Origin of the sequence: Collinsella tanakaei (genome assembly GCF_016902615.1) — a bacterium.
Lineage (GTDB): Bacteria > Actinomycetota > Coriobacteriia > Coriobacteriales > Coriobacteriaceae > Collinsella > Collinsella tanakaei_A.
The window spans coordinates 24,701-46,853 of record NZ_JACJMB010000018.1 but is presented as its reverse complement, the minus strand read 5'-3'; the positions used below and the strand labels follow the sequence as shown (position 1 = coordinate 46,853).

At 65.4% G+C, this 22,153-nt stretch carries 22 protein-coding genes and 1 pseudogene; 7 read left to right on the top strand and 16 right to left on the bottom strand.

Annotated features, from left to right (window positions below; genetic code table 11):
- Positions 1–68 precede the first annotated feature (68 nt).
- The 3 genes from H6A21_RS07185 to H6A21_RS07175 are packed head-to-tail and all read right to left on the bottom strand — an operon-like array spanning position 69 to position 1,692.
- Entirely contained in the window at positions 69–308 is a 240-nt protein-coding gene (locus H6A21_RS07185) for a helix-turn-helix domain-containing protein (protein ID WP_204561961.1), read from the bottom strand.
- Between the two features lie 9 nt (positions 309–317).
- Positions 318–962, bottom strand: a complete 645-nt coding sequence (locus tag H6A21_RS07180) for a hypothetical protein (protein WP_204561958.1) — start codon at positions 960–962, stop codon at positions 318–320.
- Between the two features lie 28 nt (positions 963–990).
- Entirely contained in the window at positions 991–1,692 is a 702-nt protein-coding gene (locus H6A21_RS07175) for a hypothetical protein (protein WP_204561955.1), read from the bottom strand.
- Between the two features lie 255 nt (positions 1,693–1,947).
- Between H6A21_RS07175 and H6A21_RS07170 the strand changes: the two genes are divergently transcribed.
- The 3 genes from H6A21_RS07170 to H6A21_RS07160 all read left to right on the top strand — a co-directional run bounded on the left by H6A21_RS07170 (position 1,948) and on the right by H6A21_RS07160 (position 4,673).
- A complete protein-coding gene (locus H6A21_RS07170) occupies positions 1,948–2,298 on the top strand; it encodes an ArsR/SmtB family transcription factor (RefSeq protein WP_239462723.1) in 351 nt (116 codons plus the stop codon).
- Positions 2,299–2,360: 62 nt separating this feature from the next.
- Positions 2,361–2,579 (top strand): cation transporter, encoded by a 219-nt coding sequence (locus H6A21_RS07165; protein ID WP_204561952.1) that lies wholly within the window; start codon positions 2,361–2,363, stop codon positions 2,577–2,579.
- A 183-nt stretch (positions 2,580–2,762) separates the two neighbouring features.
- Positions 2,763–4,673: a heavy metal translocating P-type ATPase gene (locus H6A21_RS07160; protein WP_204561949.1), complete on the top strand. Its 1,911-nt coding sequence runs from the start codon at positions 2,763–2,765 to the stop codon at positions 4,671–4,673.
- Positions 4,674–4,796: 123 nt separating this feature from the next.
- Here H6A21_RS07160 and H6A21_RS11135 read toward each other — a convergent pair whose 3' ends face one another.
- The 7 genes and pseudogenes from H6A21_RS11135 to H6A21_RS07125 all read right to left on the bottom strand — a co-directional run bounded on the left by H6A21_RS11135 (position 4,797) and on the right by H6A21_RS07125 (position 9,440).
- A complete protein-coding gene (locus tag H6A21_RS11135; RefSeq protein WP_204561946.1) occupies positions 4,797–5,297 on the bottom strand; it encodes a Fic family protein in 501 nt (166 codons plus the stop codon).
- Positions 5,294–5,806, bottom strand: a complete 513-nt coding sequence (locus H6A21_RS07150; RefSeq protein ID WP_204561943.1) for a Panacea domain-containing protein — start codon at positions 5,804–5,806, stop codon at positions 5,294–5,296. Before H6A21_RS07150 ends, H6A21_RS11135 begins: the two co-directional genes overlap by 4 nt.
- A gap of 174 nt (positions 5,807–5,980) precedes the next feature.
- Positions 5,981–6,424, bottom strand: coding sequence for a metal-dependent transcriptional regulator (locus H6A21_RS07145; RefSeq protein WP_204561940.1), 444 nt, complete (start codon positions 6,422–6,424; stop codon positions 5,981–5,983).
- Positions 6,425–6,556: 132 nt separating this feature from the next.
- Positions 6,557–6,985, bottom strand: coding sequence for an FKBP-type peptidyl-prolyl cis-trans isomerase (locus tag H6A21_RS07140; protein ID WP_204561938.1), 429 nt, complete (start codon positions 6,983–6,985; stop codon positions 6,557–6,559).
- A gap of 108 nt (positions 6,986–7,093) precedes the next feature.
- A complete protein-coding gene (locus H6A21_RS07135) occupies positions 7,094–8,161 on the bottom strand; it encodes a D-alanine--D-alanine ligase family protein (protein WP_204561935.1) in 1,068 nt (355 codons plus the stop codon).
- 218 nt (positions 8,162–8,379) lie between these two features.
- Positions 8,380–8,871, bottom strand: a pseudogene (locus tag H6A21_RS07130) (nitroreductase family protein); the annotation flags it as partial.
- A 98-nt stretch (positions 8,872–8,969) separates the two neighbouring features.
- Positions 8,970–9,440: an ArsR/SmtB family transcription factor gene (locus H6A21_RS07125; protein ID WP_204561929.1), complete on the bottom strand. Its 471-nt coding sequence runs from the start codon at positions 9,438–9,440 to the stop codon at positions 8,970–8,972.
- A gap of 263 nt (positions 9,441–9,703) precedes the next feature.
- Between H6A21_RS07125 and H6A21_RS07120 the strand changes: the two genes are divergently transcribed.
- A complete protein-coding gene (locus H6A21_RS07120; RefSeq protein WP_204561926.1) occupies positions 9,704–10,474 on the top strand; it encodes a M48 family metallopeptidase in 771 nt (256 codons plus the stop codon).
- Positions 10,475–10,586: 112 nt separating this feature from the next.
- Here the strand turns inward: H6A21_RS07120 and folB are convergent, their stop codons facing one another.
- The 5 genes from folB to nrdD form a co-directional block, all read right to left on the bottom strand.
- A complete protein-coding gene (gene folB / locus H6A21_RS07115) occupies positions 10,587–11,081 on the bottom strand; it encodes a dihydroneopterin aldolase (protein WP_204561924.1) in 495 nt (164 codons plus the stop codon).
- Between the two features lie 49 nt (positions 11,082–11,130).
- Positions 11,131–11,685, bottom strand: coding sequence for an HD domain-containing protein (locus H6A21_RS07110; protein ID WP_342589677.1), 555 nt, complete (start codon positions 11,683–11,685; stop codon positions 11,131–11,133).
- Between the two features lie 14 nt (positions 11,686–11,699).
- Positions 11,700–12,260, bottom strand: coding sequence for a GTP cyclohydrolase I FolE (gene folE / locus H6A21_RS07105; RefSeq protein WP_204561921.1), 561 nt, complete (start codon positions 12,258–12,260; stop codon positions 11,700–11,702).
- Between the two features lie 259 nt (positions 12,261–12,519).
- Positions 12,520–13,101: an anaerobic ribonucleoside-triphosphate reductase activating protein gene (nrdG, locus tag H6A21_RS07100; RefSeq protein WP_204561918.1), complete on the bottom strand. Its 582-nt coding sequence runs from the start codon at positions 13,099–13,101 to the stop codon at positions 12,520–12,522.
- A gap of 85 nt (positions 13,102–13,186) precedes the next feature.
- Positions 13,187–15,409: an anaerobic ribonucleoside-triphosphate reductase gene (gene nrdD / locus H6A21_RS07095; RefSeq protein WP_204561915.1), complete on the bottom strand. Its 2,223-nt coding sequence runs from the start codon at positions 15,407–15,409 to the stop codon at positions 13,187–13,189.
- Between the two features lie 410 nt (positions 15,410–15,819).
- On the opposite strand from nrdD, the gene H6A21_RS07090 reads away from it, so the two are divergent.
- Positions 15,820–16,908 carry a glycerol dehydrogenase gene (locus H6A21_RS07090; RefSeq protein WP_204561912.1) on the top strand — a complete coding sequence of 363 codons (1,089 nt, stop codon included), beginning with the start codon at positions 15,820–15,822 and terminating at the stop codon, positions 16,906–16,908.
- Positions 16,909–17,050: 142 nt separating this feature from the next.
- Positions 17,051–18,229, top strand: coding sequence for a cation diffusion facilitator family transporter (locus tag H6A21_RS07085; protein WP_204561910.1), 1,179 nt, complete (start codon positions 17,051–17,053; stop codon positions 18,227–18,229).
- Positions 18,230–18,259: 30 nt separating this feature from the next.
- On the opposite strand, the gene H6A21_RS07080 is transcribed toward H6A21_RS07085, so the two are convergent.
- Positions 18,260–19,174: a ketopantoate reductase family protein gene (locus H6A21_RS07080; protein ID WP_204561908.1), complete on the bottom strand. Its 915-nt coding sequence runs from the start codon at positions 19,172–19,174 to the stop codon at positions 18,260–18,262.
- Positions 19,175–19,810: 636 nt separating this feature from the next.
- Here H6A21_RS07080 and H6A21_RS07075 point away from each other — a divergent pair.
- Positions 19,811–22,072, top strand: coding sequence for an alpha-amylase family glycosyl hydrolase (locus tag H6A21_RS07075; RefSeq protein ID WP_239462721.1), 2,262 nt, complete (start codon positions 19,811–19,813; stop codon positions 22,070–22,072).
- Positions 22,073–22,153 lie beyond the last annotated feature (81 nt).

Sequence of the window (22,153 nt, the reverse complement as noted above, 5' to 3'; positions counted from 1 at the left end):
GTGCCACTCTGCGCCCGGCCGGGCGCAGAGTGGCACCAAACTACCCCGTCCCCCCAGAGGACACCTTTCTATTCATCCGCCAGACCCAGGCGCTCGGACAGCTCGTCGTCGGGAATGTACTCGAGCAGATCCCCGGGTTGGCAGTCGAGCGCACGGCAGATGGCCTCGAGCGTGGAGAAGCGCACGGCGTTGATCTTGCCGGTCTTCAGGCGCGAGAGGTTCACTTGGGAGATGCCGATACGCTCGGACAGCTCCTTGGCGGTCACTTTTCGATCCGCGAGCACGCGGTCCAATCTCGTTACGATCATGACGCCATCCTACAGCAGCCGGTCATCCTGCTCCTGCAGGATGCAGCCGTAGTCGACGATGCGCCCGAACACGATCACCACCAGACCCGCGAGCAGCGACGCGGCCTCGAACGCCATCGAGAGGCTCAAGCTGTCCCTAAACCCCGAGACCACCAGGCCGAGTACCGCGAGCAGGGTGCCCGCAAGCGGAGCGACCAGCCCGGCGCATACGAGCAGCAGGCCCACGATCTTCATCTCGCGCGAGCGCGCGTAGCTGAAGGGCGACCGAGTCGATGCGATTATCGCGAGCGCCCGCGAGGCAACGATCAGCGCGGCGAGCACGCAGAGATACCCGAGCCACTTTCCAATCGTTGTCGTTCCATCCTCAGAGACGAGCGTAAAGGTCGCCGTGCGTTCCGGCGTGGTGAGCTCGATACCGGTAAAGCCTGTGCCCGCGCTGGCAATTGACTTGAGCGAAGCTCCCTCGGCGATGAACTTCGGTGCGATGAGTCCCACGAAAAACAAAACGATGACGACGATGCCGAGCACCATCAAGACCGCCACGAACCGGCATGCCCGACTGGCCCATTTCGCCTCCCCGGCGAGCTCACTCAACGCGCGTGCCCGGTCTCCCGCCTCCGGTGCGTTCATGAGCCGATGCCACAATCCGCCCATCGTCAGCCCCTTTCGAATCGGGTCCTACTTACAGCAACCGGTCGTCCTGCTCCTGCAGGATGCAACCGTAGTCGAGCACGCGCGCCATCATGACGATGAAGGCGCCGAGTACCACGAGCCAACCGTTGACGACACCCGGCTCCCACGCGCCCCACACGAATTGCGGCCACATGAGGTACGCGTTGGTCGCCCACGTCGAGACGGCAAGCCCCACGACGTTGGGCACCACAGCCGCCGCGATGGCGAGCAGGCCGATAGCGGAAAGCTCGCGCGCACGCGGGCGCTCGAACGGACGACCGCTTGATCCGACCCGACGGAAGAAGCGGGCACCCACCGCCAGCACCGCGGCGCCGAACGCCAGCGACGTCGCGCGCGCCAAATCGCTTGCCAACGGCATGCTGCCATCGGCTTCAAACAGCAGATACGAGGCGTCGGGCACGAAGCCGGCCCGTTTGTCTTTTACGAGGTACACCTCGATTCGGCTTATACCGGCCGCATCGTTGTAGCCGTATCCAACCGACTCCCACGAGAACACATCGCCGATACTGGCGGGAAAGCTCGCCGCAATCGTCCCGATCTGCAGCGCGATGCCGATCGCACAGAGCGCGCACCCGACCCGGCACAGCCACATGCCCGCCCATGCCGCATCGACAAGGAGGCTGATCGCGCCGTGCCGCCCCTGGTCCGTGTGGTCGGTCCACAGCGCACGCAGCGCATCGATCACCTTCATGGGGCCACCTCCTGTCGAGAGGATTCGGTCACCCTTCTTCTACCCTTATTTAACGATAGTCGTTAAATAGTTTCAAAAGAATTCCCGTACACGCGCCATAGCACCGCCTCAGTGGCAGCCAGCAGCACTGTCTCTCTACACCTGCCGAAGAAAACCTGCCACTTGGGAAAAACCCATTGACATATGAACATGCGCTCATATAATCAGAGACGATAGAAATATGAATGATTGTTCATATGTTGAAAGGAGGCAGGAATGGCAGCCAACCAGCCGCAGACCGAGGCACCCGAGCAGCTGGCGACAACCTGCTCGCCCGAGGACCTTCCCGACGAGGAGCTCCTCTACGACCTCGCGGACCTGTTCAAGGTGTTCTCCGACACCACGCGCATCAAGATCCTCTACGCCCTCATGGGCCGCGAGCTGTGCGTGGCCGACATCGCCGAGGCGACCTCGACCTCGCAATCCGCCGTGTCCCACCAGCTGCGCATCTTAAAGCAGTCGCACCTGGTCAAGTTCAGGCGCGACGGGCGCAATATCAACTACTCGCTCGCCGACGACCACGTCTACACCATGCTCAACCAGGGCATGAGCCACATCTGCGAGTGAAGGCCGACTTCATTAGTACGTTACTAACCGCGCGCGTAAGCGCCGAAAGAAAGGATCCCATCATGCGTAAGTCTTTCAAGCTCGACGAGATCGATTGCGCGAACTGCGCGCAGAAGCTCGAGGATGCCATCGCCAACGTCGACGGCGTCGAGAAGGTGAGCGTCAACTTCATGACGCAGAAGCTCACCCTGACCGCCGCCGACGACGCGTTCGACGACGTACTCGAGCGCGTGGTTAAGCTCACCGCCGATCTCGAGCCGGACTGCGAGATCCTGCGCTAGGCGCGACCAGCCCCGCCTGCGCGGTAACCCTTGCCCATGGGTTCCCGCGCAGGCGGGGCCGCATCCTGCCGGCCGCATGCAAAAAAAGCCGCCTGGCGCGGGCTGGGCGCAAGGCGGCTCGATTCAACCGGCACATCTCATACCGTTGACACATCGAGTATAGAACAACCAGGTGATCGATTCATGAACAAGAAACAGAAGCGCTGGAGGAACCGCATCATCCTCGCGCTCATCATCTTCGCCGTCGTGTACGCCATAGACGAGCTCGGCCTGCTCGAGCGCCTCTTCGGCACGCCCGGCGACGTGTACGCGAGCTTCGTGCTCTTCCTCATCCCCTACCTCATCGCGGGCTACGACGTCTTGCGCAAGGCCTGGCGCAACATCCGCCACGGCCAGGCGTTCGACGAGAGCTTCCTCATGGCGGTGGCGACCATCGGCGCCTTCGCGATGGTGTTTTTCCCCGAGACCGAGCCGCATATGGCAGAAGGCGCCGCGGTCATGCTCTTCTACCAGGTCGGCGAGCTCTTCCAGAGCTATGCCGTCGGCCAGAGCCGCAAATCCATCAGCGCCCTGATGGACATCGCGCCCGACTACGCGAACATCGAGCGGGACGGACAGCTCGTGGAGGTCGATCCCGACGAGGTCCAGGTGGGCGACACCATCGTCATCAAGCCCGGCGAGCGCGTGCCCATCGACGGTGTCGTCACGAGCGGTGCGAGCCAGCTCGACACCGCCGCCCTCACCGGCGAGTCCATCCCGCGCCACGTCGAGCCCGGCGCGGAGATCATCTCCGGCTGCATCAACATGACCGGCATGTTGCACGTCCGCACCACGAAGCCCTTCGGCGAGTCCACGGTCTCGCGCATCCTCGAGCTCGTGGAGAACGCAAGCGAGAAGAAGGCGCGCACCGAGAACTTCATCACGCGCTTCGCCCGCTGGTACACCCCGATCGTCACCGGCGCCGCCGTGCTGCTCGCGGTGATTCCGCCGCTGCTCGGTATGGGCAGCTGGTCCGACTGGATCCTGCGCGGCCTCACGTTCCTCGTCGTGTCGTGCCCCTGCGCCCTCGTCATCAGCGTCCCGCTGTCGTTTTTCGGCGGCATCGGCGGCGCGTCGAAGCTGGGCATCCTCGTCAAAGGCTCGAACTACCTCGAGCTGCTCTCGAAGGTCGACACCGTGGTGTTCGACAAGACGGGCACCCTCACGAACGGCACGTTCAACGTCGTGGCCATCCATCCCGAGACGGGCGTGGACCCCGACTACGTGCTCTCGAACGCCGCCTACGCCGAGGCGTTCTCCGACCACCCCATCGCGGTGTCCGTGCGCCAGGCCTACTCCGGCGAGATCGACCAGGCGCGCATCCGCGACGCGCATGAGGAATCGGGCCACGGCGTGTCGGCGAACGTGGATGAGCACGTGGTCCTCGTCGGCAACGACAAGCTCATGCGCGAGCACGGCGCCCGCTGGCACGAGTGCGACCTCACCGGCACCATCCTGCACGTCACGGTCGACGGCGAGTACGTGGGCCATATCGTGATCGCCGACGTGGTGAAAGACGATGCGGCCGAGACCATCCGCGACCTGCACGCCGCCGGCGTGAAAAAGTGCGTCATGCTCACCGGCGATAGGCGCGACGTCGCCGAGGCCGTGGGCACAAAGCTCGGGCTCGACGAGGTGCATGCGCAGCTGCTGCCCGCAGACAAGGTGAACGCCGTCGAGCGCCTGCTGTCGCTCGAGCAGGGCGACGCCAAGCTCGCGTTCGTGGGCGACGGCATCAACGACGCGCCCGTGCTCACCCGCGCTGACGTGGGCATCGCCATGGGCGCCATGGGGTCTGACGCCGCCATCGAGGCCGCGGACGTGGTGCTGATGGACGACAAGCCGTCCAAGATCTCCCATGCCATCCGTATCTCCCGCAAGACCATGCGCATCGTGTGGCAGAACATCGTGTTCGCCCTCGCGGTGAAGATCGCCATCCTCGTACTGGCGGCCCTCGGCATAGCCAATATGTGGCTCGCGGTGTTCGGCGACGTGGGCGTGGCCATCATCGCCATCCTGAACGCCATGCGCGCCATGCAGGTGAAGAACCTGTAGCATGTCAACCTGACGGAAAACCACTCAACCGACGGCAGCGAGGGCGGGATATGCCACAACAGAACCCGCCCTCGCCCTCTAATCCTTCGCCCATATCAGCTGACCTGCATGTCACCCATGGTCTCAATAGCTACCGAATCGAGCCCGCTCGCGCAGGATGGCCGATAGGGAATCAACATCGCCATCTCCTGCAACAATACTCTGTATCCACTTGTACAGCTCGTTCTCACTCGGATCCGATGAGTCGGAGACGGAAACCATGATGCCCTTGATTCGCTGGAGAATGGCTAGGGAGATGATGAGCGCCGTCCGCTTGTTCCCATCAAGAAACACATGGTCTTTCGCCAGCATGAAGCAGAATTTCGACACCTGCAAGAACACATCTCCGTCATACCGCTCATCCGGGCGGGACTCGAATACAACACCGAAACAAGTGTTGACCGTGCTCGCAAGCCTTCCGATGACACTCAGTTTTGCTTCTTCTGAAGCACCTGATAACGGGTCGAAACATGCCCCAGCCTTCGATATGCTCGAGTGGAGATCGTAAATCGTTTCGGCAATAGCCCAAACCAACTCCTCGTCGAAGACTATGCATCCGACGCTTTTCGCCTCGTCTTCGGTCACGAGTTTTCCAGCATCTTCAGAACATTGGGAATCGAATTGATTACCCCACGAATTCCGGCATCAAGCGTTCCTCCAATTCCGGATACTCCAAGATAATCAATCGACTCGACGATGTCCCTATCGGTTATCACCCTGTCCTCGTGCTCGCTATACACGTTTCGCCACGCACCTCCATCTCGATGCGACACCGAGACGAGATCAAAAGCGGTTAACTTACCGTACGTATTCGCGACGTACTCGATAACGCACCCATCCGATTCGGTAACGTCTTGGGCTTGAGGAGCTGAGGTTATAACGCCCCTGCCGAAAGCCTTGAAAGCATGATAGATGGAGGGAACGACCGGACCGTACTTCCAAGCTTCAATCTCATCGTCGAACAATACGCAACCGCGCATTCTCAGCGACTCGACTTGAGCATAGTAAGCGAGTTTGTTCACCTTCAAATTAGTTGGTTTGATGGCATTTCCGTAGCAATTGACGAAAACACTCGCGACGTCCAGCGCCTTCATTTCCCCTCCTCAACTCCAATCGCCTATGTTACCTGAGTATACCCGTTGCTCTCCTCAGGCTGTGTTGGCTCGCGGTAGAAGCTATGCTCTCTCTACCCGATGGCATTTGGGCCGATGGTGTCTGGCACTCCTCGCACAAGACTCACGCCTCATTCGCGTACCGTGCTCAGCAGGCTACAGAGAGGACATCAAGAAGCAACTCCATCGCTTTGATGTCGCGATTCCTGCAAGAGTCGCCCTTCCCTCATGGAGGTCCGTCCTACTTCCCCACGAGTCCTTGAGTTTCTGGAAGCTGTCCGCAGACAGGCAATGCTCCATGTGGCACGCCTCCTCGGCGGCCACCTCCGGGGCCACGCCCGCGGAGATGAGCAGGTCGCGGAAGAACACATGGCGCTCCAGAATCTCGTGCGCCACGCGCGCACCCTCCTGCGTCAGGCGCACGTCGCGCTTGACCACCTCGATGAACCCCTTGTCCTCGAGCGCGGCCATGGCCTTCGAGACGCTCGCCTTCGTGACGCCCAGGTGCGCGGCGATGTCGATGGCGCGGACCGCGCCGTGCTGCCGCTTCAGCACGAGGATCGCCTCCAGATAGTCCTCACCCGATTCGCGCAGACGCATGGCATGTCCTTTCGGCTCATTAGTTATCTGTAGCGAACTATAATACCGCAAGGAGTTTCCCTAATAAAACAAAAAGGCGCGACCGGGGTGTCGGTCGCGCCTCTCCACATGGCAGCGGATGCGTGTCGCGGGCTAGTCGAGCACCTCGACGAGCTCGATATCGAAGTTGAGGTCCTTGCCGGCCATCTCGTGGTTGGCATCCAAGTCGACGCCCTCGGCATCGACGGAGACGACGGTCACCGGGATGGGCTGGCCTGCGGGGCCGGAGAGGAACAGGCGGTCGCCGACCTTGATCTCCTCGATATTCGGCACCTGGGCCGCCGGGAAGTGCAGCACGAGGTCCTCGTTGCGCTCGCCGTAAGCCTCGGCGCACGGGATGTGGACGGTCTTCTTCTCGCCCACCTCCATGTCCATGACGGCGGCATCGAAGCCGGGGATCATCTGATGGGCGCCGCAGGTGAACTCGATGGGCTCGCCGCGATCGTAGCTGGAATCGAACTGGGTGCCGTCATCGAGCGTGCCGCGATAGTGCGCGCGGACCTTCTTACCCTGGTTGGACATGTGAATCCTCGTTTCATGGTCATCGCCGCGCCCCTCGTGGGCTGCGGCGTGTGCTGGTCACTATACCCGAAAAGCGCGCAGGCTACCCTCGGTCACAGGTCCCACACGCTATTTCGCGAGCTCCGCGTCGATGAGCTGGCCGAGCACCTCGCCCAGCTCGTGGCCCGCCACGCGCATCATCTGCGGGAAGCGCGAGTAGTACGTAAGGCCAGGCGTCGAGTTGACCTCATTGAACACGACCTCGCCCTCGGGCGTGACGAACAGGTCCACGCGGGCGAAGCCCGAGCAGCCGAGCGCCTCGTAGACGGTCGTGCCCGCCGCGCGCACGCGCTCCATGACATCAGCGGGAAGGTCCGCCGGGCAGCGCAGCTCCGTGTTCGCGCCGGGGTCCTTCTCCAGATGGATACGGAAGAAGCCGTCGCCGGAGATGACGATCTCGTCGACCGCCCCCATCGTGGTGCCGGAGACCGCGTCGCCCATGACGGCGCAGCCGACCTCCACGCCGCAGATGGCTTCCTCGACGGCGACCTTCTCGTCGAGCGCGAACGCCGCCTCGAGCGCCTCGCGGTAGGCGGCCTCGTCGACCGCCTTGGACACGCCGATCGACGAGCCGCCGCGCGCGGGCTTCACGAACACGGGGTAGCCGCCGAGGCGCTCCACCACCGCCAGGCAGTCCTCGTCGGCAGCACCGCGCCAGAGCACCTCGCACTTCGGGGAGCGCACGCCGGCGGCGGCCGCGAGACGGTGCGAGGCGTCCTTGTCCATACACACCGCGGACGCCATCACGCCGCAGCCGACATACGGGATGCCGCAGCTCTCGAGCATGCCCTGGACGGTGCCGTCCTCGCCGCCCTGACCGTGGAGCACCGGCAGCGCCACGTCGACATCGAGCTCGACGAACTCGTTGTCGACCAGCTCGAGCATGCCGCCGCGCGCATCGCCCTCGCCGCGCCCGGGAATGAGGACGACGGGGTTCACGTCATGCTCCTCCCAGGCGCCCGTGACGACATCCGCCGCATCGCCGGTGTAGTGGAACCACGCGCCGTCGCGATCGATGCCGATCAGCACCGGGGCAAAGCGGTCGCGGGGCAGCTGGTTGATGACGTTGTCGGCGGACTTGAGCGAGATATCGTGCTCGGTGGAGATGCCGCCGAAAAGAATGGCCACGTTGATCATGAGGTATGTCCTTTCCCGGTTGCGGCGATACGAGCCCCTGCGGGCGGCCGCAGCCTGTACGCGTGACCCCACATTATAGCGACGCGGGCGGCTCCGCTCCGACACCCTCCGCGCACGGCAGCAATACGACCATGGCGAACACCGAGGGCGCCACGGAGAATCCACGTCGCGTCCCCGAAGGCCCTGCCCTACGCAGTCGCCCTACACGCATATACGCTTCATACACCCTCTGCCGACAGAACCGAAAGGCTGCATCGCCTACGATTACTCGCGAACGGATAACGTAGCATCAACAGGACGAAGGCAGGTTGATCATGGTTGCATCGCCCACATCCACCTTCAAGGACCGCCGGGCGTCCCTCCCCGCGCCTCACAGGGGAGTCTCCGCGCCTGCTGTAGGTCATGGCGACCCAACAGGTGTTGAGCCCCAGCAGCTGCGCCGCGAGCACGACCTGCTCGCCGTAGTACCCGACCGTCTCGTCCAGATGCGGGCCCTTGCTCCCGATGAGCGCCACGTGGTTGCGCACGCCGCGGAACGATCCGTAGTGCGCGAGGACGCCGTCGAAGGCGGACGGGTCATCCGCGACGAGCGTGAAGCTCAGCCCCGCCGCCTCGTTGCAGGCATCGATCACCTCCTGGAGCGCCCGCAGCACATCGGCATCAAGCCGCCGGTCCCGGTACCTGCGCACCGAGTGGCGCGCCCCCATGGCGTCGAGGAGCTCCGCATCGCTCCAGGCCCCAGCGCACCTACCGTCCCGAACGGGCGATTTCCATCATCCATCGCGCCCTCTCCCCTCTGCACGTCCGCTTAGCCGATCCTCATGCCGCCGCAGCCCTCGCCCCTGCTCTCGGCGCGGCGCGCCACCTGCCTGACGAAGCCCGCCGCATCGCCTGCCAGGCGCGCCATCCGGCCCCACAGGGCGAGGTCGGCGCCCACATGGTAGAAGCTCCTCGTCCCCACCTCGTACATGTCCACGAGGCCCACCTCGCGCAGCACCCTGAGATGATGCGAGACGGCCGGGCGCGACAGGTTGGCGCACGCGGCGAGCTCGCCCACGCGCATGCCGCCCCAGTGGCGCAGCAGCTCGATGAAGATCAGCTGTCGGTTCTCGTTTCCGAGCGCGATGAACGCCTGGCGGCAAGACGAGAACTCTTCTGCCAGCTCCGCCATGCGGCGCGGCGCGAAGGAGTCCCACGCGGAGTCCGCGAGCGCAGCGGCGTCGGGCACAGAGCGCCCCGCGCCATCGGCGGCGCGTCGGATATCGCGGTCCTCGTGCATGGAACGGCCCCTCACCTCGACGGTCGAAGATCTTTGACCATTGTAGGGAGCGCGTCGGCCCCCGTCAGCATCGGGTAAGCTTTTCGAGACGAACGGGCGCGGATGCCGCTGGGGCGACGGATGCCGCCGCCGGCCCCGACGGATCCGACGCGCTGCGCGCCGGCGTCCGCGGTCGGATCCGCCTCGCCGGCTCGATGCGACCGGAGCCGACCCCGCACGGGCGGACCGATACGCAAGGCCGGCCGTCTGCTATGCTGGGGCGCATGAACCGATCGAACAGCACCCCCGTCTCCGCCCCCTTCACGCTCCATGTCGACGCCGACGGCGCCCGCATCCCCGTGACCGTCACGCGCAAGCGCGTGCGCAACCTCAACCTGCGCGTGCGCGGCGACGGCTCGGTGGTCATGAGCATCCCGGCGCTCACGCGCGTCGAGGTCGCCCAGGAATTCCTGGACCGGCGAGCGGCCTGGATCGGCGAGCGCGTGCGCAGGCGCGCCGAGGCGGAAGCCGAACCGCGGCGCGCCGAGGACCGCGCGAGCGTGCCGCTCTGGGGGTCCCTCGTCCCGTTGGCCGACGCGTTGAGACGGGCGGGCGTGCGCTTCGGCGCCGCCGCGCGGCCCGCGACGTTCGGCGCCGCCCCCGCGCGCGACGAGGACGGACTCGCGAGCCTCCCGGTCGAGGAGTACGACCGCCTGGTCGCCGAGCTCTACCGCCGCGAGGTCGCCCGCCTGCTGCCCGGGGTCGCAGCACGCTGCGAGGACCGCATGGGCGTGGCGGCGAGCAGCTGGAGCCTGCGCAGCATGAGGAGCCGCTGGGGCTCGTGCACGCCGGCGACGCGCGCCGTGCGCATCAACACGAAGCTGGCCGCCTACCCGCCCGCCTGCCTCGAGTTCGTCGTCGCCCACGAGCTCACGCACCTCATGGAGCCGAGCCACAACGCCCGCTTCCACGCGCTGCTCGACACCTGGTGCCCGGCGAACCGCGAGCTCTCCGCGCTGCTGCGCCGCCCCGCGCGCGAGGTCGCCGACGTCTGAGCCCCCGCCACCCGCGCCTTGGCCTGCGCGCAGGCGGGCGCACGGCGCTCCGCGCGCCCGGTCGTACGTCCCCTTCACGCGCGCCGCCAGCGCCGTCTCATCCGCGGCGGCGCTACCGCGTGCGCTCGATCTCCACGGCGACGGTGCGCAGCGGCAGCCCCACCGGCGCCCATGGCTTCTCGAGGCGCACGCGCACGCCCAGCAGGGCGCCGTAGCGGGCGAGCAGGTCGTCCGCCAGCCCCTCGGCCGCCGCCTCGATCAGCTTGAACACATGCTCGCGCAAAAAGGCGTCCACGTCGTGGCACACCTTGCCGTAGTCGATCGACGCGCGCAGGTCGTCGGTCCTGCCCGCCTCGCGCAGGCTCGTGTAGAGCGTGAGCGAGACGACGAACTTCTGCCCCAGCGCGCGCTCCTCGGGATACACGCCGTGGTTCGCAAAGACCTCGAGGCCGTCGATGTGGATCTTGTCGGCGCGCGAGAGGTCCTCGTGCGTCACGCGCGCGAGCGCGGTGCGCGTAGCGGGCAGGCCCGCGTCCCTCCGGGCGAGCTCGGCCCCCTCGATCGGCGTGGCTTTCTCCGGCAGATGCTTCTGATGCTTCTTTCCCATAAGTTCGCTCCTTTACGCATACCGCCTCCCGCGCGCAAAGGCCGCAAAGCTAGATGCGCACGGCGAGGTTCTTGGTTTCCTCCGGCCAGTAGCATTCCGTGCGGGCGGGGCAGGCGAAACAGGGCCGCGACGCCTTGTCGGCCGCATGCAACAGGCATGCGAGCGGCGCCGCGTCGGCGCGAGCCGCAGGGCCGCGATGCCCGCCGACCGCATCCAGCAACATCTCCCGCTGCTCCGCGGAGAATGCACAGCCGTCATCTACCGTACCCAAAATCTCGCCCGCGATGCGGACGCCCGCGACGTCGTGCGGCTCACCCGTCTCGTACTGGGCCGCACGGCCGATGTCGTGCAGAAACGCGCACGCGTAGACGAGCTCGCGGTCAAGCCCCAGTCCCTGCTCCAGGTTGCCGATCCACATGATGCGGGCGACATCCATGAGGTGCGCGAGGTCATGCCGGCAGAAGACGCGGTCGTGCTCTGCCCGCGCGATGCGCGCGAGCTGGTCGCAGAACAGCGGATGGCGCACGATGGCGTCCACACGGGGCATGGCGGCGAGTCCGAGCGGCAGGTCCGCCCGACGCCGGGCGCCGTCCGGATGGGGCACGGGACATCCGTCCACTACGCGCGCCCCAACATGCGGAAGAAGCGCTCCTCGAGCGCGGGGTCCTCCTCGAAGGCGCCGCGCCGCGCGCAGGTGGCGGTGACCGTCCCGGGTTTCTGCACGCCGCGCATGGTCATGCACATGTGCTCGGCCTCCACGTACACGATGGCGCCGGCGCAGCCCAGATCGTCCATCAGGGCGTCGGCGATCTGGGCGGTCAGGCGCTCCTGCAGCTGCAGGCGGCGGGCGAAAACCTCCACGGTGCGCGCAAGCTTGGAGAGGCCCACGACGCGCCCGCGCGGCACGTAGCCGATCGCCACCGTGCCATAGAACGGCAGCAGATGGTGCTCGCACAGCGAATAGAAGGTGATGTCGCGCTCGATCACGAGGTCGTCGGCGCGCACGGCGAACGTCTTGGCGAGGTGCGCCGCGGCGTCCTCGTCCATCCCTCCCGCAAGCTCGGTGTACATACGGGCCACGCGATCGGGCGTCTCGAGCAGGCCCTCGCGCGCGGGGTCCTCGCCGATGCCCTCCAGCAGCAGGCGGACCGCCTGGCGCACCTTTTCCTGATCGACCATGGATCCTCCCAACATAGGGCCCGCAATGACCACGCTATGGTACCACTGCGCCGGCAGACGCCGCGCGCGGGCAGACGCTCTCGACGCAGCGAGCTCGGCGCGGGCGTCCCCGAGAAGAGGCCCGCACTCAGGAGGTCGCGCTCAACCAACTTGCCAAAAGTCCCGCCAAGAGCCGCTCTTGGCGGGACTTTTGGCAAGTTGGATGCATACGATGCAAGCGATCGCCCCCGGGGCGCCTACGCCCCGCGGAGCGCACCCGCTACATCGTGTGCGTCGTGTAGACTTCCTCGTCCTGCCAGAGCACCACGGCATCTGAAAGCGGAACGCCCTGAGCAGAGGCAGCCTCGCGTGTGGCGTTGAGGTCGATCACCCGCTGGTTCGACGAGCCGTGGAAGCGGAGCGTTATGTCGTAGAGCTCCTGCACCCACGGGCCGTCGACTAGGATGTCGATGGCGTCGAGCAGCCGGTCGGTCACCTCGGTGTGATGGCGCCCGCCGTCCACAAGCTCGTCGAGCGTATCGCCGGTGAAACACCAGATGGTCTTGCCGCACCCGCGCGGGTAGCGCTCGCGCACGCGCTCGACGAACGCCACGAGCCCGCGCTGGTTCTCGGGCTCCATCGGCTCGCCGCCGAGCAGCGTGAGGCCGTCCATGTAGGCGGGCGCCAGGCTCTCCAAGATCGCGTCCTCAACCTCGCGCGTGAAGGGCTGCCCCGCCTCGAAGCTCCATGCCCCGGAGTTGAAGCATCCCGGGCACCCGCGCCGGCAGCCCGACACGAACAGCGTCGTGCGCACGCCCTCGCCATTGGCGATATCGAAATGCTTGATCTCTGCGTAGTTCACGCTCCGGCCTCCCTTATGAAACGACGCACTTTCCCCGGAGGAAAAGTGCGTCGGGTGCGTCATCGGTTCTTGTTTCCGCCTGCCCCTACAGGTGCAGCACGCGGTCGCGGATCTCCTCGGTGCGGCCCTGATTCCAGAACTGCGTGCCGATGTAGCCGCACGTGCGGCGCGCGACGTTCATCTTCTCCTGGTCGCGGTTGCCGCAGTTCGGGCACTCCCACACGAGCTTGCCGTCGTCCTCCACGATGCGGATCTCGCCGTCGTAGCCGCACACCTGGCAGTAATCGCTCTTCGTGTTCAGCTCCGCGTACATGATGTTGTCGTAGATGTACTGCATGACGCGGATGACGGCCTTGAGGTTGTCCTGCATGTTGGGGACCTCGACGTAGGAGATGGCGCCGCCGGGCGACAGCTGCTGGAAGTCGCTTTCGAACTTCAGCTTGTCGAACGCGTCGATCTCCTCGCTCACGTGCACGTGGTAGCTGTTCGTGATGTAGCCCTTGTCCGTCACGCCCGGGATGATGCCGAAGCGGCGCTGCAGGCACTTCGCGAACTTGTAGGTCGTCGACTCGAGCGGCGTGCCGTAGAGCGAGAAGTCTATGTCGCTTTCGGCCTTCCACTCGGCGCACTTGTCGTTCATGTGCTGCATGACGGCGAGGGCGAAGCTGCGGCCGCGCTCGTCGGTGTGGCTCGCGCCCGTCATGTACTTCACGCACTCGTACAGGCCCGCGTAGCCGAGGCTGATCGTGGAGTAGCCACCGTAGAGCAGCTTGTCGATCGTCTCGCCCTTGTCCAGGCGCGCCAGCGCGCCGTACTGCCAAAGGATCGGCGCCGCGTCGGACAGCGTTCCCTTCAGGCGCTCGTGACGGCACATGAGGGCCTTGTGGCAGAGCTCCAAGCGCTCGTCGAAGATCTCCCAGAACTTGTCGGCATCGCCGTGCGAGGACAGCGCGACGTCGGGCAGGTTGATGGTCACGACGCCCTGGTTGAAGCGGCCGTAGTACTTGGGCTTGCCGGGCTCGTAGTTCTTGGCGCGCGCCACGTTGTCGTAGCCGTTGCCGGAGCGGTCGGGCGTCAGGAAGCTGCGGCAGCCCATGCAGGTGTAGCAATCGCCGTTGCCCTCGGTCTCGCCGGCCGACAGCTTCAGCTTGCGCATCATCTTCTCGGAGATGTAGTCGGGCACCATGCGCTTGGCGGTGCACTTGGCCGCGAGCTGCGTGAGATAGAAGTACGGGGAGTCCTCGTGGACGTTGTCCTCCTCCAGCACGTAGATGAGCTTCGGGAAGGCGGGGGTGATCCACACGCCGGCCTCGTTCTTCACACCCTCGTAGCGCTGACGCAGCGTCTCCTCGATAATCATGGCCAGATCGTGCTTCTCGGCCTCGGTGCGGGCCTCGTTCAGGTACATGAACACCGTCACGAACGGCGCCTGGCCGTTCGTGGTCATGAGGGTCACGACCTGGTACTGGATGGTCTGGACGCCGCGGCGGATCTCGTCGCGCAGGCGGTCCTCGACCACGGCGGCGATCTTCTCCTCGGTGGCGTCGACGCCGAGTTCCTCAAGCTCACGGTCCACCTGGCCGCGGATCTTCTGGCGGGAGACCTCGACGAAGGGCGCCAGGTGCGTCAACGAGATGGACTGGCCGCCGTACTGGCAGCTCGCCACCTGGGCGATGATCTGCGTGGCGATGTTGCAGGCGGTGGAGAAGCTGTGCGGGCGCTCGATGAGCGTACCGGAGATCACAGTGCCGTTCTGCAGCATGTCCTCGAGGTTCACCAGGTCGCAGTTGTGCATGTGCTGCGCGAAGTAGTCCGAGTCGTGGAAGTGGATGAGGCCCTCGTTGTGCGCCTCCACCACGTCGTGCGGCAGCAGGACGCGCTGCGTGAGGTCCTTGGAGACCTCGCCGGCCATGTAGTCGCGCTGCACGGAGTTCACCGTCGGGTTCTTGTTGGAGTTCTCCTGCTTGACCTCTTCGTTGTTGCACTCGATGAGCGACAGGATCTTGTCGTCGGTGGTGTTCTTCTGGCGCTTCAGGCTCTGAACGTAGCGGTAGATGATGTAGTGGCGGGCGACCTCGTAGTGGTCGAGCGCCATGATCTCGTCCTCGACGAGGTCCTGGATCTCCTCGACCGACACGGTGTGGCCGGCGTTCTCGCATGCCTCAGCAACGTTTTGAGACGCGAACACGATCTCGCGCTCGGTCATGCGCTCTTCCTCTTTCACCTCGCGGTTGGCGCCGCGGATGGCGTTCGAGATCTTGTCGATGTCGAAGGCGACTTCGGTGCCGTTGCGCTTGATGATCTTCATGCACACAACCTTTCGATAGGGTCCGACTGTCCAATTGCGCTCGTTCGCCACAGGGAACACGAGGGGTACCGCACCCGCCTGTTCCCTGTGGCGGACAGCGCCGGGTCCTAACTATACGACAAGGTTTCTCACTAGATGGTGTGAGCTTCTTTTGAAGCCCTCACTACATATTGTGTTTTGGCAGGTCACGCGCAATGTGCTTTTTTCCGTGCATAAAACGTTCTCTCACCCCGCTGCGGGGTCGAAAAAACCGCGCAGCCGCCTGACCTGCGGCGGCTATTTTCCGTCTTGCGGTCAACTCGTGGAGAAACCTCCACAACAAGACCGCTCACCGATACGCGAACGGCACAAGTTGGGGTCTTGACCAAGATGTTGGGTGTCCTCATCGGGGACAGACAGAAGGAGAATGCATGTCCCGTATATATAAGAGTCCCAGCAGGTACATCCAGGGGCCCGGCGCCATAACCGAGCTCGGCGCCCATGCGGCGCCCTTCGGATCGAGCGCACTCGGCATCGCCCGCACCGCGGCGATCGAGCGCATGGGAGCCGCCATCAAGCGCGGCTTCGAGCGCGAGGGGGCGATGCTTGCCCTCGAGCCGTTCGGCGGCGAATGCACCGACGCCGAGATCAAGCGCCTGCGTTCGCTCGCCCGCGAGCGCGGCTGCGACGTCATCATCGGCATCGGCGGCGGCAAGGTCATCGACACCGCCAAGGCGGTCGCGCACACCCTCGGCGCACCCGTCATCGTCTGCCCCACCGCCGCCTCGTCGGACGCCCCGGTGAGCGCCCTTTCGGTCATCTACCGCGAAGACGGCACCTTCGACCGCTACCTCTACCTGCCCGCGAGCCCCGACGTCGTCCTTATGGACACCGAGATCGCGGCCGCCGCGCCCGTGCGCCTGACCGTCGCCGGCATGGGAGATGCGCTCGCCACCTACATTGAGGCCCGCGCGTGCGCGGCGAGCGGCGCTGCCGTCTGCGGGGGCGGCACCATGACGAGGGCGGCGCTCGCGCTTGCCCGCAGCTGCTTTGACACCCTGATGGAAGACGGCGTGAAGGCGAAGGCGGCCCTTGACGCCGGCTGCCTCACGCCCGCCGTCGAGAACATTATCGAGGCGAACACGCTGCTGTCCGGCATCGGCTTCGAATCCTGCGGCCTTGCCGCCGCCCACGCCGTCAACAACGCGCTGGCGCGCAGGCCCGAGGCGGCCCGCTCGATGCACGGGGAGAAGGTCGCGTTCGGCGTGCTCGTCCAGCTCGTGCTCGAGAACGCCCCGACAAAAGAGCTCGACGAGGTGCTGGGCCTCATGCGGGCCGTCGGCCTTCCGACGACGCTCGCCGCCCTCGGCATCGAGGACGCCTCCCGCGAGCTGATCGACGCCGTGGCGCGAGACGCCTGCGCGCCGACCGACACCATGGGCAACCTCCCCTTCGCGGTCACGCCCGCGGGTGTGCGCGACGCCATCATCGCGGCCGACGCCATCGGGGGCTCCCGGTAACGGCAGGTGCCCGGAATCGCCACGTGCCCGCCGCCCCCACCCTCGCGCGGAGCGGCGAAAACGCCTACAATCCGTTTGATTGCAACACCCTGCGCGGGCGGCACATCCTGCCGCCCGCGTCTTTTTGCCGGAAGGACCGCCCATGATCGATTGGCTCATCCGCCACTTCATACCGAACGCCGACGACACGGCGAACGCCGCCGTGCGCACCGCCTACGGCCAGTTCGCCGGCATCGTGGGCATCGTGTGCAACGTCGCGCTCTGCGTGGCGAAGGGCGCCATCGGCATCGTCGCGGGGTCCGTCTCCATCGTCGCCGACGCCGTGAACAACCTGTCCGACGCGGCAAGCAACATCGTGAGCCTGCTCGGCTTCAAGCTGGCGAGCCGCCCGGCCGACCCCGAGCACCCCTATGGCCATGGGCGCTACGAGTACCTCGCGGGCCTCGTGGTCGCCGCGCTCGTGCTCGCCATCGGCATCAACCTCGTGGGCTCCTCGGTCGAAAAGATCTTCCACCCCACTCCGGTCGAGTTCAACGGCACGCTCGTGCTCATCCTCGTGCTCTCCATCGCGGTCAAGTTCTGGATGGCGGCGTTCAACCGCACCATCGGGCGCCGCATCGACTCGGAGACCCTCCAGGCGACCGCCGTCGACTCGCGCAACGACGTCATCTCGACCGCGGCGGTGCTCGCCTCGGCCGCCATCTCGCACGTCTGCGGCATCCAGCTCGACGGCGTCGCCGGCGCGGCCGTGGGCGCCTTCATCATATGGAGCGGCATCGGGCTGGTGCGCGACACGGTGAACCCGCTGCTCGGCCAGGCGCCCTCGCCCGAGCTCGTCGAGCACATCCGCGCCAAGATCATGAGCTACCCCGGCGTGCTCGGCACCCACGACCTCATGGTGCACGACTACGGCCCCGGCCGCCAGTTCGCGAGCGCGCACGTGGAGATGGCCGCCGAGGCCGACCCCATGGAGAGCCACGACCTCATCGACAACATCGAGCAGGATTTCAAAAACGACGACGGCCTCATCGTCACGCTGCACTACGACCCCATCGTGACCGACGACCCGACCGTGAACGACATGCGCAACTGGATCAACCAGGCCGTGAAGATCATCGACCCGCGCATCACCATCCACGATCTTCGGACCGTGCCCGGCCCCACGCACACGAACGTCATCTTCGACTGCGTGCGCCCGACCGACCTTCCGCTCACCGAGGAGCAGCTGCGCCGCCGCGTAAAGCAGATCGTCGCGGACCACTACCCGCGCACCATCGTGAAGGTCACCATCGACGAGAGCTACGTGAGCTCCGAGCAGTAAGCGGGGTGTCCTCATCGGGGACGTGGTAGCCTACCAGCTCGCCTCGATCTCGCGGATGCGCTGGTAGAGCCAGCGGTTTTGCGGCACGAGGATCCCGTGGCGCTCGGCCAGGCGCACGATCGTGCCCCCGAAGAGCTCGACCTCGGTCGGTCGGCGCGCTATGCGGTCCTGCGCCATCGACGGCATGCCCGCCCCACCGAGCGATGCCGTGAGCTCGGCCATCTCGGCAAGGTCGGCCTCCGTCACGTCGACCCCCTCGGCGCGCGCTACCGCAAGCGCCTCGCGCATGGCGGCGATAAAGCAACGGTTCTGCTCGCTGCCCGGCTCGCTCGCGCTGCCGTAGGTCCCGCCGTAGACCATGCAGGTCTGGTTGATGCCGACGTTCAGCATGAGCTTCACCCACATGCGGCGGACGATGTCCGCCTCGACCGTATGGACGATGCCGCCGCGCGTGAGCGCGTCATCGATATCCTCCACGACGCCGCGAGCCGTCCTCATCCCCGCGCCCAGGCGGATCTCGCCGGGATGGGTGTAGGTGAGCTCCCCGTCCATGAAGACGGCATCCATTCCCTGCGTGATGCTCGGCGCGATGCGCTCCCACCCATATCGCTCGGCGATGATGCCCTCGCTCGTCACGCCGTTCAGAAGCGACAGGATGCGCGTGTCCGGACCGACGAGCGCCTCCATGGTATCGAGCGCGCCCGCAAGGCCCGTGGCCTTGACCGTGAGGATGACGAGGTCGACCGGGGTCGCCTCGCTCGCGCAGATCGTGGGCACGCGACACGGCTCACCGTTGATGCGCGGCACGTCGCCCGCATGGCGTGCGAAGCGCTCGTCATCCATCACGAACTCGACGGCGCCCGGCCCCAGATGCTCCGCCATGATGCTCGCATGAAGAAGCCCGACGGCTCCCCTACCGATAAACGCGATACGCTCGATCGCCATGTCCGACCCCTTTCACTCATATTGACCGCCACGAGTGTACGCCACCCGGCACCTGCCCCGCCCGGTGCGGCATCGCGTGCACGAATCCGCCGGAAACCGAGCCCCGCGAAACGAGGAGGGCCCACTTTCAGTACTTTTTTGGAGCCGTCACGAGTAGACCCTGAAAACAGCCAAAACGATATAGCCATTTACCTGCGGTTTTTCTGCTCATATTTCAACCGGATACCCGCTCTTCACGAGAGTCCTCGAAAAAAGTACTGAAAGTAGGAGGTCGAGGTTGCGAAGCGGCGAAATCCGCGCTGAAAAACCGTTTGCCCGCGCGCGTCAGGAAGCGCACCGCCCATGCTCGTCTGTGCGCGGAAGGGAACTGGGCGGTTCGGGCCGATCGCGCCCCGAGTGCGCACCCGAACCGCAGCCAGTGCCATCCACCGCGCCCGCGCCATCCCGCGCGCGCCGCGCTTCCCGACGTCACCACCCAGAAAACGCGCGCAACCAACCCTTTTGCGATATCGTTCCCATAGCGGATATAGACGATTGCCACGAGTCTTGCCCACCCGGCCTCCTGTTGCATAAATCCGCTCGTAGACACCATAGAATGAATGCGAATACCGAGATACGAGTAGGAAGGATGGGACCATGGCGACCACCCGCAAGCCTGCCTCCCAAGCGACCTCAGATACCGCCGAGCCCAAGGCGGCCAAGAAGACGACCACGACGAAGACCGCATCCACGACGAAGGCGACCGCGGCCGCCAGCGAGAAGAGGACCACACCCGCGGCGACGACCGCAGCAGCCAAGAAGACGACTGCCGCGTCCGCGAAGAGCGCAACGGCCAAGGAGACCAAGACGGCGTCGAAGGCGACCGAGGCCGCCTCGACCACGGCAACCAAGAAGGCAGCCGCCCCCAAGACCGGCGCGAAGACGGCGGCCAAGAGCGCATCGACGCCGAAGGCCACCAAGGCCGCGCCGGCGCCCGCCAAGACCACAAGGGCCACCAAGACCGCAGCGAAGAAGCCTGCCGCCAAGAAGGTCAGCGCGGCGGCGGCCAAAAAGCAGAAGGAAGCCGACGACAAGCTCTTCGCCGAGCGCCTCGCCCGCCATCACGACGAGCTGCGCTGGCTCTACATGGAGCTCTACGACAACGGCGACATGTTCGCCGAGCTCTGCGACCAGATGAAGCGCTTCTTCGACGAGCGCTCCGCCAAGCTCAAGGCCCTCGACGCCGAGCGCGAGGCCGCGGGCGCCTGGTACCGCTCAAGCGACATGCTCGGCATGCAGATGTACATCGACAACTTCGCCGGCACCATCAAGGGCGTCGAGGAGAACCTCGACTACATCGAGCGCTGCCATGTGAACTACATCCACCTCATGCCGTTCCTCGACACGCCCTCCGACAAGAGCCGCTCGGACGGCGGTTACGCGGTCAAGGACTTCCGCCGCGTGAACCCCGAGCTCGGCACCATGGAGGATCTTGCGGAGCTCGCCGACAAGTGCCATGACCGCGGCATCAGCCTGTGCATGGACTTCGTCATGAACCACACCTCCGAGGACCACGAGTGGGCGCGCCGCGCGCGTGCGGGCGAGGGCGAGTACATGAGCCGCTACTTCTTCGTGAAGGACCAGGGCATCATCGACCGCTACACCCGCGACGTGCCGCAGGTCTTCCCCGCCACCGCGCCCGGCCACTTCACCTACCTGCCCGAGCTCGACCAGTGCGTCATGACGCAGTTCTATCCCTACCAGTGGGACCTGAACTACCGCAACCCGCGCGTCTTCAACGAGATGATGTACAACTTCCTGTTCCTGGCGAACCAGGGCATGGACATCATCCGCATCGACGCGGTGCCCTACATCTGGAAGCAGCTGGGCACGAACTGCCGCAACCTCAAGCAGGTCCACACCATCGTCCGCATGATGCGCATGATCGGCGAGATCGTCTGCCCGGGCATCGTGCTTCTGGGTGAGGTCGTCATGGCGCCGGTGGAGGTCGTGCCCTACTTCGGCACGGTCGAGAAGCCCGAGTGCCACATGCTCTACAATGTGACCACCATGGCCACGACCTGGCACACCGTCGCCACGCGCGACGTGCGGCTGCTCCGCCAGCAGCTCGACGCCGTCTACGGCCTGCCGCATGAGTACACGTTCTTGAACTACCTGCGCTGCCACGACGACATCGGCTGGGGCCTCGATTACGACTCGCTCGAGCAGTGGGGCATGTACGAGGTGCCGCACAAGAAGTTCCTGAACGACTACTTCTGCGGACTCACCCCCGGCAGCGTGAGCCGCGGCGAGCTCTACAACGCCGACCCCGTCACGGGCGACGCGCGCTTCTGCGCCACCACCGCCTCCATGTGCGGCATCGAGGCCGCCGGCTTCGAGGGCGACGAGGCAGCGATGGTCACGGCCATCCGCAAGGACATCATGCTGCATGCCTACGTGTTCACGCAGTCCGGCCTGCCCATCATCTACAGCGGCGACGAGGTCGGCCAGGTGAACGACTACACCTACAAGGACGACCCTGAGAAGGTCGAGGACTCGCGCTACATCCACCGCGGGAAGTTCGACTGGGACCTCACGCGCGCCATCGAGCAGCCCGGTACCGTCCAGCAGCGCATCTTCGACGCCCTGTCGGAGCTTGAGGAGATCCGCCGCACCGAGCCGGTCTTCTCCGCCGACGCCGAGGTCTACACCAAGGACTACAGCGACCTCTCCATCCTGTGGATCGTGCGTCGCGCCGACGGCGAGGAGCTGCACGCCGTCTTCAACTTCAGCGACGATGCCAAGACGATCTGGATGCCCGAGGCGGGCACCTACACTGACCTGGTGAGCGGTGCGGTGTCCGATATCGAGACCGTCGACATGCCGAGCTGGAGCTTCGTCTGGATGCTCAAGAAGTAGCGAATAAGCTGCACGTAAAGCTAACGGCTCACAAGCGGGCCCGCGGGACGCTTCGCGTCGCGCGGGCCCACTCACCCTATC

Coding starts and splice junctions, on each gene's coding strand:
- H6A21_RS07140 (WP_204561938.1), bottom strand. CDS start 6,985: ATGTCCAACCAGGGTAAGAAGGTCCGCGCGCACTATCGCGGCACGCTC.
- H6A21_RS07165 (WP_204561952.1), top strand. CDS start 2,361: ATGCGTAAGTCTTTCAAGCTCGACGAGATCGATTGCGCGAACTGCGCG.
- H6A21_RS07145 (WP_204561940.1), bottom strand. CDS start 6,424: ATGCGTCTGCGCGAATCGGGTGAGGACTATCTGGAGGCGATCCTCGTG.
- folB (WP_204561924.1), bottom strand. CDS start 11,081: ATGGGAAAGAAGCATCAGAAGCATCTGCCGGAGAAAGCCACGCCGATC.
- H6A21_RS07160 (WP_204561949.1), top strand. CDS start 2,763: ATGAACAAGAAACAGAAGCGCTGGAGGAACCGCATCATCCTCGCGCTC.
- H6A21_RS07175 (WP_204561955.1), bottom strand. CDS start 1,692: ATGAAGGTGATCGATGCGCTGCGTGCGCTGTGGACCGACCACACGGAC.
- nrdD (WP_204561915.1), bottom strand. CDS start 15,409: ATGAAGATCATCAAGCGCAACGGCACCGAAGTCGCCTTCGACATCGAC.
- H6A21_RS07090 (WP_204561912.1), top strand. CDS start 15,820: ATGTCCCGTATATATAAGAGTCCCAGCAGGTACATCCAGGGGCCCGGC.
- H6A21_RS07080 (WP_204561908.1), bottom strand. CDS start 19,174: ATGGCGATCGAGCGTATCGCGTTTATCGGTAGGGGAGCCGTCGGGCTT.
- H6A21_RS07185 (WP_204561961.1), bottom strand. CDS start 308: ATGATCGTAACGAGATTGGACCGCGTGCTCGCGGATCGAAAAGTGACC.
- H6A21_RS07120 (WP_204561926.1), top strand. CDS start 9,704: ATGAACCGATCGAACAGCACCCCCGTCTCCGCCCCCTTCACGCTCCAT.
- folE (WP_204561921.1), bottom strand. CDS start 12,260: ATGGTCGATCAGGAAAAGGTGCGCCAGGCGGTCCGCCTGCTGCTGGAG.
- H6A21_RS07135 (WP_204561935.1), bottom strand. CDS start 8,161: ATGATCAACGTGGCCATTCTTTTCGGCGGCATCTCCACCGAGCACGAT.
- H6A21_RS07085 (WP_204561910.1), top strand. CDS start 17,051: ATGATCGATTGGCTCATCCGCCACTTCATACCGAACGCCGACGACACG.
- H6A21_RS07075 (WP_239462721.1), top strand. CDS start 19,811: ATGGCGACCACCCGCAAGCCTGCCTCCCAAGCGACCTCAGATACCGCC.
- H6A21_RS07180 (WP_204561958.1), bottom strand. CDS start 962: ATGGGCGGATTGTGGCATCGGCTCATGAACGCACCGGAGGCGGGAGAC.
- H6A21_RS07125 (WP_204561929.1), bottom strand. CDS start 9,440: ATGCACGAGGACCGCGATATCCGACGCGCCGCCGATGGCGCGGGGCGC.
- H6A21_RS07170 (WP_239462723.1), top strand. CDS start 1,948: ATGGCAGCCAACCAGCCGCAGACCGAGGCACCCGAGCAGCTGGCGACA.
- H6A21_RS07150 (WP_204561943.1), bottom strand. CDS start 5,806: ATGAAGGCGCTGGACGTCGCGAGTGTTTTCGTCAATTGCTACGGAAAT.